This window comes from Bacillus sp. 41-22 (assembly GCF_025809295.1).
GTDB lineage: Bacteria > Bacillota > Bacilli > Bacillales > Bacillaceae_G > Bacillus_A > Bacillus_A mycoides.
In genome coordinates this window covers 3,412,265-3,424,540 of the sequence record NZ_CP084035.1, presented here as the reverse complement: position 1 = coordinate 3,424,540, position 12,276 = coordinate 3,412,265, and the positions used below count along the sequence as shown (strand labels likewise).

Sequence of the window (12,276 nt, the reverse complement as noted above, 5' to 3'; positions counted from 1 at the left end):
AGAAATGGGTAAAGATAAGTAGGACTAACTCATATAGGAAGGGGAAAGTGTTATGCCATATCATAAAGATAAGCAACAGGCTTTTCAGGCCGCGCAGCAAGGGGTTGTTCAAGCGGAAAATATATTCAATAATATTGTGAAAAATGACCCGAATTACGGCCATGATTTAAAAGAGTTACGCCAAGAAGTGCAAGAGGCGTACGAACAGATTCAAAATGCACTTGAAGTAGCATCAGAAACGCAGCGTCCACAACTTGAGCAATATGAAAGTAATCTCCAAAATATTATGCGAAATGTAGATCAAATAGAAAAGTGAAAAAGGTTGTTGTGAATTCAACAACCTCATTACTTTTAGTGCTACTATGCTGAAACGAAAAATTATTCTATCAATTTTTTCTTTAATTTGTGCAGTACATATATTTCAAGTGGACAAAGTGGAAGCTAAAATGTTGTTAAGAAAAGAGCTAGAGCCAACTGGCTATGTAACATGGGAAGTGCCAAATAATGAAAAAATTATCGCAATTACATTTGATGATGGACCGGACCCAACTTATACACCGCAAGTATTAGAGTTATTACGTCAATATAAAGCGGAAGCGACTTTTTTTATGATTGGCTTTCGAGTTCAGCGTAATCCGTACTTAGTAAAGCAAGTGTTGAAAGAAGGGCATGAAATCGGAAATCATACGATGAATCATTTGTATGCGAGTAATTCATCAGATGAAAAATTAGAACATGATATTTTAAATGGAAAGAAATATTTTGAAAAATGGGTGAAAGAACCTTTATTGTTCCGTCCGCCAGGTGGATATATTAATGATGCTGTATTTACTACGGCAAAAAAAGCTGGGTATCAAATTGTTCTATGGTCATGGCATCAAGACCCTCGTGATTGGGCGAATCCGGGTACAGAATCCATAGTAAATCATGTTGTGAAAAATGCTAAAAGTGGAGATATTGTACTGTTGCACGATGGAGGAAGTGATCGTAGTCAAACAGTGGCGGCATTAGCAAAAATTTTACCTGAACTGAAAAAGCAGGGTTATCGATTTGTAACAGTTTCGGAGTTGTTACGTTATAAACATTAGAGAAAATCCCAAAAGGTATACCTTTTGGGATTTTTCGTTACTGATTCTTTTTTCGTTTCTTATTATTTTGTCGCTCTGCCGGAGTTAAAGGTTCATTTGCGAACTCTTCATTATAGCCAGTTCCTTGCCCTTGGGCGGATGCAGCATTCATTCCTGAAATAATATGATTGGCTTTTCTTTTACCCATTTTTCTCACCTCTATAATGTTTTTTATAGACGAACCATGAGTCGTTCATAGCATATATGAACGTAAAGTAAAACACTGAAAGAGTGCTTTACTTTATAGTAATAGTATTAATAAAGAGCATGGACACTATTCAAATTTAGAAAGATAAAGAAAACTTATGATAATCCATAAGTTTCTTATTATTTACTTATTTAGAAAGTTGTAATAAGATATTATCGTAAGGTATTGAAAAGTTTGTCTACATTTTATATTCAGACAAATTAGTCACGTTTAACAGGGGGGAAACATAATGGTCAAACATAATCCATTTCAATCACGTGCAACTTTTGAACTAGATGGAAAGACGTATCATTATTATCAATTGAAAGCGCTTGAAAACGCAGGGGTTGGCAACGTATCTCAATTACCATATTCCGTGAAAGTTTTACTTGAATCTGTACTTCGTCAAGTAGACGGACGCGTAATTACAGAAGAACATGTTACAAATTTAGCGAAATGGGGAACGAAAGATGTTCAAGATATCGATGTTCCGTTTAAACCATCTCGCGTAATCTTACAAGACTTCACAGGTGTTCCAGCTGTTGTAGATTTGGCTTCGCTTCGTAAAGCAATGGCAGATATGGGCGGAGATCCTGATAAAATTAATCCAGAAATTACTGTAGACCTTGTAATTGACCACTCTGTACAGGTTGATAGAGCGGGTACAGCGGACTCGCTTGCATTCAACATGGACTTAGAGTTTAAACGTAATGAAGAACGTTATAAATTTTTAAGCTGGGCACAGAAATCATTTGATAACTACCGTGCAGTTCCACCAGCAACAGGTATTGTACACCAAGTAAATCTTGAATATTTAGCACCGGTTGTTCATGCGGTGAAAAATGCTGAAGGTGACTTAGTTGCATACCCAGATTCATTAGTTGGAACTGACTCACATACAACAATGATTAATGGTATTGGTGTTCTTGGATGGGGCGTTGGTGGTATTGAAGCAGAAGCAGGAATGCTTGGACAGCCTTCATATTTCCCAGTACCTGAAGTAATCGGTGTGAAATTAACTGGTACACTTCCAAGTGGTACAACAGCAACTGACGTTGCATTAAAAGTAACACAAGTGTTACGTCAAAAAGGTGTAGTTGGTAAATTTGTTGAGTTCTTCGGTAATGGACTAAAGAGCATGCCTTTAGCTGACCGTGCAACAATTTCAAATATGGCACCAGAATACGGTGCAACTTGTGGATTCTTCCCAATCGACGATATTTCATTAGAATACTTACGTTTAACAGGTAGAGATGAAGAGCAAATTCGCGTTGTTGAAGAATATTGTAAAGCAAATGGCTTATTCTATACAGCAGACAGTAAAGATCCAATTTATACTGATCTTGTTGAAATTGATTTAAATACAATCGAATCTAATCTTTCTGGACCGAAACGTCCGCAAGATTTAATCCCACTTTCAAATATGAAAGAGGAGTTCCATAAAGCTGTTGTAGCACCAGTTGGAACACAAGGGCTTGGATTCAATGAGCAAGAGTTTGATAAAGAAGTGAAAGTTACATTGAAAGATCAAGAAGTAACGATGAAAACAGGTGGAATTGCAATCGCTGCAATTACAAGCTGTACAAATACGTCAAATCCGTACGTGTTAATTGGAGCAGGGTTAGTTGCGAAGAAAGCAATTGAAAAAGGACTTAAAGTACCTGGTTACGTAAAAACATCGTTAGCACCAGGATCTAAAGTTGTTACAGAGTACTTAGATAAGTCTGGTTTAACAACGTATTTAGATCAATTAGGTTTCCAAACAGTTGGTTACGGCTGTACGACTTGTATCGGTAACTCTGGTCCATTAGCAGAGGAATTAGAAGAAGCAATCGCAGCAAATGATTTATTAGTAACATCTGTTTTATCTGGTAACCGTAACTTTGAAGGTCGTATTCACCCACTTGTAAAGGCAAACTACTTAGCATCACCACCACTTGTTGTGGCATATGCACTTGCAGGTACTGTTGATATTGACCTGAAAAATGATGAAATCGGTAAAGATGTAAATGGTAATGCTGTTTACTTTAATGATATTTGGCCATCAGCTAAAGAAATTGAAGATGTAGTTCAAAGTGTTGTTACATCTGAATTGTTCAAAAAAGAATATGCACAAGTATTTAACAGCAATGAGCGCTGGAATGAAATCCAAACTTCAAATGAAGCTTTATATACTTGGGATAATGATTCAACATACATTCAAAACCCACCGTTCTTCGAAGGATTATCTAAAGAGCCAGGTGAAGTTGAAACGTTATCAGGTTTACGCATAGTTGGTAAATTTGGTGATTCTGTAACGACAGACCACATTTCACCAGCAGGTTCAATTGGTAAGCACACGCCAGCTGGACGTTATTTACTAGAAAACGGCGTACAACCAGTCGACTTTAACTCTTACGGTTCTCGTCGTGGTAACCATGAAGTTATGATGCGTGGTACATTTGCAAACATCCGTATTAAAAACCAAATCGCACCAGGAACAGAAGGCGGATATACAACATATTGGCCAACTGGTGAAGTAACATCTATCTATGATGCTGCGATGAAATATAAAGAAGATGGCACAGGCCTTCTAGTTGTTGCTGGTAAAGACTACGGTATGGGAAGTTCTCGTGACTGGGCTGCGAAAGGTACAAACTTATTAGGTATTAAAGCAGTAATCGCAGAAAGCTTCGAGCGTATTCACCGCAGTAACTTAGTATTAATGGGCGTATTACCATTACAATTTAAAGATGGCGACAGTGCTGAAACATTAGGTCTTGTTGGTGACGAGTCATTTGAAATTCAAATTGACAAAACGGTTAGACCACGCGATCTTGTAAAAGTAGTTGCAATCGATGCAGAAGGAAAAGAGAAGCAATTTGAAGTAGTAGCTCGTTTCGATAGTGAAGTTGAAATTGACTACTACCGTCACGGTGGTATCTTGCAAATGGTTCTTCGTTCGAAAATCGAAGAGTCTAAAGTGTCAAACTAAATAATTGAAATGAATGATAAGGAAGCTAACATTTGTTAGCTTCCTTACTTTATGTACAGAGGGAAAGGGATGAAACCATTTGGTTTCATCCCTTTCCTTTTATTATGCAAAATTGGGGGAATGACAATGAATGAGTATAGAAGAATAATGTTGCCGCTGTTGCAAGAAAAGCTATTGCTAATTAGTGCGATTTGTAGCGGAATAGTAGCTGCCATTTTAAATTTATCCCGTCCGCTATTTATGGGGCTAATTGTAGATAACATTATTCAGCGGGAGTTAAAAGGTACGTATGTATATATTGCTTTGTTTACGGGGAGTCGATTTTTGATGTGGGTGAACAATCTGTTATTTGATTATGTAAGCTCAAAAGTAAGTCAGCGAATATTACGAGAGAAGCGTATAGATGTATTACGTCATTTTTTCTTATTACCGTTTGAAGAAAGTGAGAAGGTAAAACAAGGGGAGTTAGAAACATTAGTCGTTTCTAATATTCCGAATTGGGTAAGGTTATATGGATCTATATTAATAGAATACATCCACGCCATTGCACAATTTATTGGTGCGTTCATAGCTCTACAACATATCGATGTACAGTTCATATGGTGGATAACCCCGTTTTTATTTTTAAGTGCAATTGTTCCAATGCTTATGGGGGGAAAAGTAAGAAATATTGCAAGTATTGCTCAAAAAAATCAATCAAGTGTTGTAGAGATGATGTCACAGTTTGTAAAAGGTATACAAGATTTACGTAGCTTACAAAAAGAAAAATGGGCAATTCATTTGTTTAAAGGAGTGACGGCACAATCTTATAAAACAGAAGTAAGGAAGACGATGATACAACATTGTATTGGGATAGTTGGAACGGTAATAGAAACAGGAGCATATATAGTTGTTCTTATTATAGGAGCAAAAAAAATAATAAAAGGGGATATGGAAGCCGGTTCGCTTGTGGCGGTATTAGCTACAATTGAGATGTTATTTTTTCCTGTTCGTTATGCAAGTGATTTATTAATGATGACACAAGTTGCTATTGCTTCGGCAAATCGAGTTTTTTGTTTTTTAAATATAGGAGCTGAATACAGAAATGTAGAGAGAGCGATGGGAATGGGATTAACAAATGTTTCATTTCAAGAGAACGTCGAAGAGAGATGTAGAATTAAAAATATTCATTTGCAAATTAATCCTGGTGAACTCGTCATTATTGTAGGAGAAAGTGGTGCAGGAAAAACAACGCTTTTAAAATTAATAACGGGTGTGTATAAACCATCTAACGGTAGCATTGTTTATTATGGTAATGGGGCTCGTATGACTACAGTGTGGCAAGAACCTAGTTTCTTTCGGACGACAATAAAAGAGAATATGTATTTCGGTGAAGAGTATTTAGAAAACCAGTTAGCAAAAAATATTGAACTTGTAAATGTGAAGCCGATTATTAGGGATTTACCTGAAGGGATTCAAACTGTACTACATAAAAGCGGTGAAGAGTTTTCGGGAGGAGAGAGAAAACGTCTTGCGTTATTGCGAGCGATTGTATCAAATCCGAATCTTATTATTTTAGATGAACCGACTGCGGGATTAGATCCGAGCAATCAAGAAGTGGTTTGGAATATGCTTAAAGGGCTAGGGGGGAATGTAACGAGAATTGTGACGACACATGATGTAGAGAATGCGATGATAGCGGATCGGGTGGTTGTTATGAATAATGGGAGTATTGTGGAATGCGGGGATCCTAGAGAATTATTAACGTGTAAGTCATTGTTTAAAGAGATGCTAATAAAAAGATGCTAATAAAAAGATAAGAGCTATATAGCGCTCTTATCTTTATTCACTCTTATTAAGTTGATACGTATAAGACTCAGTATCGTTAGTGCTAAACTCTTTGACTAGAGTAAGTTGATTTGTATCCGGATTATACTTGAAAATCTTGACTATACGTTCGCTACTTAGTGATGGATTATATTCTTGAATAGCAAATGTATTTTCAGCAATCTGTGTCATATTACTGGTGGAAATATTTTCTATGGAATCATGATTTGTAGAAATTTCAACGACTCGTTCACCGTTGAAAAATAAAAGAACGATTACTAAAATAACTAAACATATGCGTATATAGCGAAGTTCTTTACTAATAGGGTGTTCTCCCAAAACAATCATCCTTTCTGTAACTATTGTATAGTAGTGGTGGTAGTCATCGTGAAGAAACTAAGAATACCGAGACCAGCTAAAAGGATAAATGAGATTAAAGCGATATAGAGACAAATACGTCCCACTTGCTTTTTTTCAGGATCTTTACTGAAGAGCGAGATGATCCAAGTGATAATCCCGATTGGTGAAAATATAAAACTAAGAATATATAATAGTATTTTTTCAAATAAATTCATAAAAATCCCCCTTTTTGAAAGCTCTACATGTGCAGTTTTCTTCGTATTAGCGCTGCTGTTATGTAGGAAAGTACAGAATAAACAGCACTATAAACAATCCAAGCGTCTAAGTTTTGTAAAGCTAGGTGTATATTAAATTTAGAGACGATAATGAAAAATATAAGTGGAACAGTAAAAGAAATAATAATTGCAGCCCATTTGAATTTGTATAGTAAGGTGCTAAAAAAAATACATAGTAATGGTAAAGTGAAAAAAACAAAAGTGAAAGGGTTGATAAGTAATTGTAAAATACATATCACCTCGCAAGTTTTGTATTTATTTCTAATTATATGATAAAAAGGGAAATATTTTCATCTGGACTATAAATATTCTAACTATTTCGACTGTGAATATTTCCAAGCTTGTCCGTATAAGCTAAAATAAGGTATATAGTATTTTGGTGATTATGTAATAAGAAGATAAACACGTAAGGGTGATATAATATGTGGCGGAAGCTTACCATTATTGTAGTGTTACTTTGTTTAGCGGGATATGCAGCTTATGAACAGTTTGGTAAAGAGGATCAAGTAATGCAAGAAAAGCCTGCCAAAAGTGAAGCTGCTATGAAAGAGATTTTCGCAAGGAACGGTATTGAAATTGGAAAGAGCGCACCAGATTTTGAATTAGCAAAGATAGATGGAACGAATGTAAAGTTATCCAATTTAAAAGGAAAGAAAGTTATTTTAAACTTTTGGGCAACGTGGTGTGGGCCTTGTCAGCAAGAAATGCCTGATATGGAGGCCTTTTATAAAGAACATAAAGAAAACGTAGAAATTTTAGCTATAAACTATACTCCTTCAGAAAAAGGAGGGGGAGAAGAAAAGGTAAGGAACTTCGCTAAAGAAAAAGGAATTACTTTTCCTATTTTATTGGACAAGAACATTGATGTGACAACAGCGTATAAAGTAATTACCATTCCAACTTCTTATTTTATTGATACAGAAGGTGTCATTCAAGATAAGTTCATTGGACCGATGACGCAAAAAGAGATGGAGAAACGGATTGCTAAATTAAAATAACGGTGAAAAGGTAGAGGTGGAAAGTTACCATTTCTGCCTTTTCTTTTTCACGTAGTGATAGCAGCATGTTATGATAAAAGAAATATAAACGTTTAGAGGTAAAGGAGTGTTTGGAGTGGGGAATATATCCTTACCGTTAGATTATGTTGTAATTGATTTTGAAACAACAGGGTTTAACCCTTATAATGATAAAATTATTCAAGTCGCAGCAGTGAAATATCATAATCATGAACTAGTAGATCAATTTGTTTCCTATGTGAATCCAGAGCGTTCAATTCCGGACCGAATAACGAGTTTAACAGGTATTACAAATTATCGTGTTTCAGATGCACCGACGATTGAAGAAGTATTACCTTTATTTTTAGCATTTTTACATACAAATGTTATTGTCGCTCATAATGCATCTTTTGATATGCGTTTTTTAAAAAGTAATGTAAATATGCTTGGACTACCTGAGCCTAAAAATAACGTTATTGATACTGTGTTTTTAGCGAAAAAATATATGAAGCATGCGCCTAATCATAAACTTGAAACGTTAAAACGAATGCTTGGAATTCGATTAAGTTCTCATAATGCATTTGACGACTGTATTACGTGTGCGGCTGTTTATCAAAAATGTGCAGCGGTTGAAGAAGAAGGAAAAAGAAAAGCGAATAAGGAAGTACTTGATGAAACAGCGGTATTTGAAGCAGTAAAAGAAATGCTTGTACGAAATAAACGTGATATTGAGTGGATTCGTTGTATGAATGTTGGGAGTTATTTAGATATAAAAGCCTTTTACCCAATTATAAGGTTAAAGGTCAAAGGGCGAAAGAAATATGTGTTAACAGAAAAAATGGAAGACGATGTAAGAGAAATTTGTACGAGCTTAACACACGAGGCAGCATTGAAAAGTGAGATTGGCAACACGAGAATTATGATTGACAGTGTAGAGGACATTTTGAAGCTAGAGATCTACATTGTAGCAGAATACGATTCTGTATTACGAGCGCTGGATGAATATAGAGCAAATAAAGTAAATGCGGATGAAGAAATTAAAAAATATTTAAATACGATGGTGTAAAAAATCCCATGTGCAATATATGCGCATGGGATTTTTTATCAAAACATAAAATTTTCTTGCAAATCTGATTAAAGAGTTTTTCATTTGCTCATACTATGTAATAAGAAAGCGTAGAAGAAAGGGTGAGCAACATGAGAAGAAGTCGCCGTAGATCGTTTGAAGAACTTGTAAATGAAAATAAACAACAATTATTAAGCGATCGTGATGCAATGGATCGAATTGAAAAACGAATTGAAAAACGTTATGAAATGAAACTTTTTAAGCAGGCTGAATAATTCTTAACACTAGTACGATACTAGTGTTAAGGAGGCGATAGTAATGGGTAATCCGAAAAAGAATTCAAAAGACTTTGCACCAAATCAAATTGGAACACAATCGAAAAAAGCTGGTGGCAACAAAGGAAAGCAAATGCAAGACCAAACTGGCAAACAACCAATTGTTGATAACGGTTAAAAAAAGGAGAATGTCATCATTCTCCTTTTTGTGTGTTTGGATAATATTATAAAAATATTTAAAAAGCTGACTTTCGTCAGCCTTTTTTCGTAATTGTAAAGTTTTCAACGAGTAAACGCCAATTTTGTGGGAATGGTAGACCGATCTTCCAGTAACTAATACCGCCAATGCCTTGTTCTTTCATTAAATTGAATTTACTTTGAATAGACCTCGAATCTTCAAACCAAACCTCGTGTTGTACGCCGTTTTCATCAAAGTAATTAAAATGTGGAGCTTGGGCTGTGAAATCATAGCGGATAGGAACATTGTATTTACGAGCAAGTGCAACAGCTGCGACAGAGCTAACTGCTTTTGCGGGTGGATTCCCTTGTTTGAAAGGAAGTTTCCAATCAAATCCATATAAATTTTGCCCCATCATAATTTTTTGTGGGGGCATTTGAGATTTTGCATATTGAAGTACTTCTTTTACAGGACCAATAGGGGAAATCGCCATCGGTGGTCCACCTTGCCAACCCCAGTCGTATGTCATAATGACGACGAAATCAACAATTTGTCCTTGTGCTTTATAATCGTGAGCCTCAAAAAATTTCCCTTTTTGATTTGAGCTCGTTTTCGGTACAAGTGTTGTACTTAATGTGTATCCGCTAGGTAAGCGTGTTTTCACATTTCGTAAAAAACGATTATACGCTTCGCGATCTTCAGGTGCCACACTCTCGAAATCGAAATGAATGTCTCGCATGCCATATTTTTCAGCTGTTTGCAAAATGTTAGTAATAAACTTGTTTTGAATTGTTGCATCGCGTAAAATAACCGAGGTCAGATCGGCACTGAAATTTCCATTTTCAATATTTGTAATAACGAGCATAGGGATGGTGTTACCTTGCGTTGCAATATTAGCGATTTTCGCTGTTTCCGTCGGTTCTTTTAAAGTGCCGTCTCTTTTTGCTTCAAAGCTGAAGTAGGCTAAATATGTTAAAAATGGATTAATAGCACGTGTAGCATTTACTAAACTTTCTTTTATCGGTATTGTTGAAGGCTGTAAATAAGCAATGGATTCTACTGCTCGTTTTGTTCCTTTCGGTATATATAATTGCTGTCCGACATGGAGAATAGATTTTAATGAAAGGTTATTAACTTTAGCTAAACTGGCGAGAGGGACGTTATACGTTTGAGAAATTCGATAAAGGCTGTCACCTGGCTGTACATAATAATTATTGCCTTTTGTATTAACGATAAGTGCCTGACCAACAACGAGTGTTTCAGCTGGATTTAGTCCATTGTCTTTTACAATTTCTTCAGGTGTAGATCCGTACTTTGATGCTAAACCATAAACACTATCACCGCTACGAACAGTTACAATTTGGATCATGTGCTTGCCCCTTTCGGTAAAAGATTCACTGTTTTTATTTTATTTTTGATTCCTCTGTATTATGATTAAATGTATGCAAGGTAGCAGAAGTGAAAGAAGGCGAATAGAAATGTTTGTAGCAGAACATGAAGTTGAAATCCGCTATGCGGAAACAGACCAGATGGGTGTTGTTTACCATTCAAACTATTTAGTGTGGCTAGAACTTGGGCGCACTAAACTTATACAAGAATTAGGATTTTCATATGTTGAAATGGAGAAAGAGGGAATTATTTCTCCTGTATTAGACTTGCAAATTTCATATCGTAAAGCGATGCGTTACGGAGAAAAAGCTATTGTGAAAACGTGGGTTGATACTGTGAGCCCGCTCCGCGTTGTATATGGATATGAAATTTATAATGGTGATGGCGAACTTTGTATTACTGCAAGCACGACGAATATTTGTGCGAAAAAAGAAGGGTTCCGCCCTGTATCATTTAAAAAATTATATCCTGAGTGGTATGCGAAATATGAGGAAATTAAAAAGAAATAAAGTGAAACTTTAATCAGTGGGGGTCTTACTACCCGCAAATAGCGGGATAAAAAAAGCGTGGCAGAAGCCACGCTTTTTTATTTTTCATAATTAAATTGAGGGAAATCATCACCGTCGTTAAGTGTAACTAATAAATTATGTCCATCGAAGAACCACTCATCATCGCCTTCAATAAAGAAGTTAATACCTTCTTCTTGAGTTTGAACAGCAGGGTGCGCAGGGTCATCTTTACGAATACCTAAAGAAAGTCCTTTTTGCACAGTACTGCAACCGCCGTATTGTACGAAAAGGCGTATTGTTTCACCCGATTGTAAGTTTAATTCGTTTTTATACCATTGTGCTGCTTCTTTTGTTACGGAAAGATTCATGTATAGTTCCTCCAAATTATGTTGCTTTTTCTTTTAGTATAAAAAATAACGCAAAAAGACGCTATTAATATGCTTCACGTTTTCTTTTTGCGTTATGTGGGTTACGATCTTATTTTTGCTTTTTTGAAAAGTTTGCTTTTGGTTCAGTTTTATTTATAATTCGTCCGATATTTGCACGGTGTTTATAAATAACCATACCTGCTAATAAACACATCGCAATAATGAAGATTTTATCCCCGCTAACAATGGATGCAATAACAGCAACGACAGCTGTTATCATAGAAGAAAGTGATACGTATCTTGTTGTAAATAAAAGGCTGAAAAAGACAACAGCTAATATTGCAAAAACAACTGGTGAATAGCATAATAGCACCCCAGCAGAAGTTGCAACTGCTTTCCCCCCGCGGAATTTTGCGAAGATCGGATAGACATGTCCAAGAACAGCGGCTAATCCAAACCATAGTGGGTGAATATCTGACCCGAAAATAATCGGTAGACCTGTTGCTAATGTACCTTTTAAAATGTCAGCAATTGTTACGATAAAACCTGCTTTTTTCCCTAATGTACGGAATGTATTTGTTCCGCCTAGATTACCGCTTCCATGCTCACGAATGTCGATTCCATAACCAATTTTTCCAACGACTAATGCAAATGGAATCGAACCGAGTAGATAGGCAACGATAAATAAAAGATATGTAATAACCATGAGTTCAGTCTCCTTTATACAAATGTGTTGATAAAGGGTAAAAAGAGTTTTTCCCATTTAT

General features: G+C 36.0%; 15 protein-coding genes. 9 read left to right on the top strand and 6 right to left on the bottom strand.

Annotated elements, in window-relative coordinates:
* The first annotated feature begins 52 nt into the window (after window positions 1-52).
* Both LCF45_RS17430 and pdaB read left to right on the top strand, forming a co-directional pair.
* Entirely contained in the window at window positions 53-316 is a 264-nt protein-coding gene (locus LCF45_RS17430; RefSeq protein ID WP_002014282.1) for a hypothetical protein, read from the top strand.
* 46 nt (window positions 317-362) lie between these two features.
* Window positions 363-1,088, top strand: a complete 726-nt coding sequence (gene pdaB, locus LCF45_RS17425) for a polysaccharide deacetylase family sporulation protein PdaB (protein ID WP_002066634.1) — start codon at window positions 363-365, stop codon at window positions 1,086-1,088.
* A gap of 37 nt (window positions 1,089-1,125) precedes the next feature.
* On the opposite strand, the gene sspO is transcribed toward pdaB, so the two are convergent.
* The gene (gene sspO / locus LCF45_RS17420) at window positions 1,126-1,275 is read right to left on the bottom strand and encodes a small acid-soluble spore protein O (protein WP_002033549.1); all 150 of its coding nucleotides are present in this window, start codon (window positions 1,273-1,275) and stop codon (window positions 1,126-1,128) included.
* Window positions 1,276-1,564: 289 nt separating this feature from the next.
* On the opposite strand from sspO, the gene acnA reads away from it, so the two are divergent.
* Together acnA and LCF45_RS17410 are read left to right on the top strand one after the other, a co-directional pair.
* Window positions 1,565-4,288, top strand: coding sequence for an aconitate hydratase AcnA (gene acnA, locus LCF45_RS17415; RefSeq protein ID WP_002014285.1), 2,724 nt, complete (start codon window positions 1,565-1,567; stop codon window positions 4,286-4,288).
* A 69-nt stretch (window positions 4,289-4,357) separates the two neighbouring features.
* Entirely contained in the window at window positions 4,358-6,076 is a 1,719-nt protein-coding gene (locus tag LCF45_RS17410; protein ID WP_263893014.1) for an ABC transporter ATP-binding protein, read from the top strand.
* Window positions 6,077-6,109: 33 nt separating this feature from the next.
* Here the strand turns inward: LCF45_RS17410 and LCF45_RS17405 are convergent, their stop codons facing one another.
* Together LCF45_RS17405 and LCF45_RS17400 are read right to left on the bottom strand one after the other, a co-directional pair.
* Window positions 6,110-6,442, bottom strand: a complete 333-nt coding sequence (locus tag LCF45_RS17405) for a YmzC family protein (RefSeq protein WP_003190802.1) — start codon at window positions 6,440-6,442, stop codon at window positions 6,110-6,112.
* A gap of 11 nt (window positions 6,443-6,453) precedes the next feature.
* The gene (locus LCF45_RS17400) at window positions 6,454-6,669 is read right to left on the bottom strand and encodes a hypothetical protein (protein ID WP_002121369.1); all 216 of its coding nucleotides are present in this window, start codon (window positions 6,667-6,669) and stop codon (window positions 6,454-6,456) included.
* Window positions 6,670-7,151: 482 nt separating this feature from the next.
* Here LCF45_RS17400 and LCF45_RS17395 point away from each other — a divergent pair, with 482 nt between their 5' ends.
* The 4 genes from LCF45_RS17395 to sspN all read left to right on the top strand — a co-directional run bounded on the left by LCF45_RS17395 (window position 7,152) and on the right by sspN (window position 9,243).
* A complete protein-coding gene (locus LCF45_RS17395) occupies window positions 7,152-7,727 on the top strand; it encodes a TlpA family protein disulfide reductase (protein WP_002128499.1) in 576 nt (191 codons plus the stop codon).
* Between the two features lie 115 nt (window positions 7,728-7,842).
* Window positions 7,843-8,790, top strand: coding sequence for a 3'-5' exonuclease (locus LCF45_RS17390; protein ID WP_263893013.1), 948 nt, complete (start codon window positions 7,843-7,845; stop codon window positions 8,788-8,790).
* Between the two features lie 131 nt (window positions 8,791-8,921).
* The gene (locus tag LCF45_RS17385; protein ID WP_002014298.1) at window positions 8,922-9,065 is read left to right on the top strand and encodes an FbpB family small basic protein; all 144 of its coding nucleotides are present in this window, start codon (window positions 8,922-8,924) and stop codon (window positions 9,063-9,065) included.
* Between the two features lie 43 nt (window positions 9,066-9,108).
* Entirely contained in the window at window positions 9,109-9,243 is a 135-nt protein-coding gene (gene sspN / locus LCF45_RS17380) for an acid-soluble spore protein SspN (protein WP_000527988.1), read from the top strand.
* Between the two features lie 76 nt (window positions 9,244-9,319).
* Here the strand turns inward: sspN and LCF45_RS17375 are convergent, their stop codons facing one another.
* Window positions 9,320-10,612 (bottom strand): glycoside hydrolase family 18 protein, encoded by a 1,293-nt coding sequence (locus LCF45_RS17375; RefSeq protein WP_002066644.1) that lies wholly within the window; start codon window positions 10,610-10,612, stop codon window positions 9,320-9,322.
* 109 nt (window positions 10,613-10,721) lie between these two features.
* On the opposite strand from LCF45_RS17375, the gene LCF45_RS17370 reads away from it, so the two are divergent.
* A complete protein-coding gene (locus LCF45_RS17370) occupies window positions 10,722-11,141 on the top strand; it encodes an acyl-CoA thioesterase (protein WP_002128497.1) in 420 nt (139 codons plus the stop codon).
* Between the two features lie 77 nt (window positions 11,142-11,218).
* Here the strand turns inward: LCF45_RS17370 and LCF45_RS17365 are convergent, their stop codons facing one another.
* Both LCF45_RS17365 and plsY read right to left on the bottom strand, forming a co-directional pair.
* Entirely contained in the window at window positions 11,219-11,509 is a 291-nt protein-coding gene (locus LCF45_RS17365; RefSeq protein ID WP_002033558.1) for a HesB/YadR/YfhF family protein, read from the bottom strand.
* A 109-nt stretch (window positions 11,510-11,618) separates the two neighbouring features.
* Window positions 11,619-12,215, bottom strand: a complete 597-nt coding sequence (gene plsY, locus LCF45_RS17360; protein WP_002014306.1) for a glycerol-3-phosphate 1-O-acyltransferase PlsY — start codon at window positions 12,213-12,215, stop codon at window positions 11,619-11,621.
* Between the last annotated feature and the right edge of the window lie 61 nt (window positions 12,216-12,276).

Bases quoted from the DNA above. Each gene is read 5' to 3' on its own strand.
- LCF45_RS17370 (WP_002128497.1), top strand. From the start codon at position 10,722: ATGTTTGTAGCAGAACATGAAGTTGAAATCCGCTATGCGGAAACAGAC.
- LCF45_RS17430 (WP_002014282.1), top strand. From the start codon at position 53: ATGCCATATCATAAAGATAAGCAACAGGCTTTTCAGGCCGCGCAGCAA.
- LCF45_RS17400 (WP_002121369.1), bottom strand. From the start codon at position 6,669: ATGAATTTATTTGAAAAAATACTATTATATATTCTTAGTTTTATATTT.
- LCF45_RS17410 (WP_263893014.1), top strand. From the start codon at position 4,358: ATGAAACCATTTGGTTTCATCCCTTTCCTTTTATTATGCAAAATTGGG.
- LCF45_RS17375 (WP_002066644.1), bottom strand. From the start codon at position 10,612: ATGATCCAAATTGTAACTGTTCGTAGCGGTGATAGTGTTTATGGTTTA.
- LCF45_RS17365 (WP_002033558.1), bottom strand. From the start codon at position 11,509: ATGAATCTTTCCGTAACAAAAGAAGCAGCACAATGGTATAAAAACGAA.
- acnA (WP_002014285.1), top strand. From the start codon at position 1,565: ATGGTCAAACATAATCCATTTCAATCACGTGCAACTTTTGAACTAGAT.
- pdaB (WP_002066634.1), top strand. From the start codon at position 363: ATGCTGAAACGAAAAATTATTCTATCAATTTTTTCTTTAATTTGTGCA.
- plsY (WP_002014306.1), bottom strand. From the start codon at position 12,215: ATGGTTATTACATATCTTTTATTTATCGTTGCCTATCTACTCGGTTCG.
- sspO (WP_002033549.1), bottom strand. From the start codon at position 1,275: ATGGGTAAAAGAAAAGCCAATCATATTATTTCAGGAATGAATGCTGCA.
- LCF45_RS17405 (WP_003190802.1), bottom strand. From the start codon at position 6,442: ATGATTGTTTTGGGAGAACACCCTATTAGTAAAGAACTTCGCTATATA.
- LCF45_RS17385 (WP_002014298.1), top strand. From the start codon at position 8,922: ATGAGAAGAAGTCGCCGTAGATCGTTTGAAGAACTTGTAAATGAAAAT.
- sspN (WP_000527988.1), top strand. From the start codon at position 9,109: ATGGGTAATCCGAAAAAGAATTCAAAAGACTTTGCACCAAATCAAATT.
- LCF45_RS17395 (WP_002128499.1), top strand. From the start codon at position 7,152: ATGTGGCGGAAGCTTACCATTATTGTAGTGTTACTTTGTTTAGCGGGA.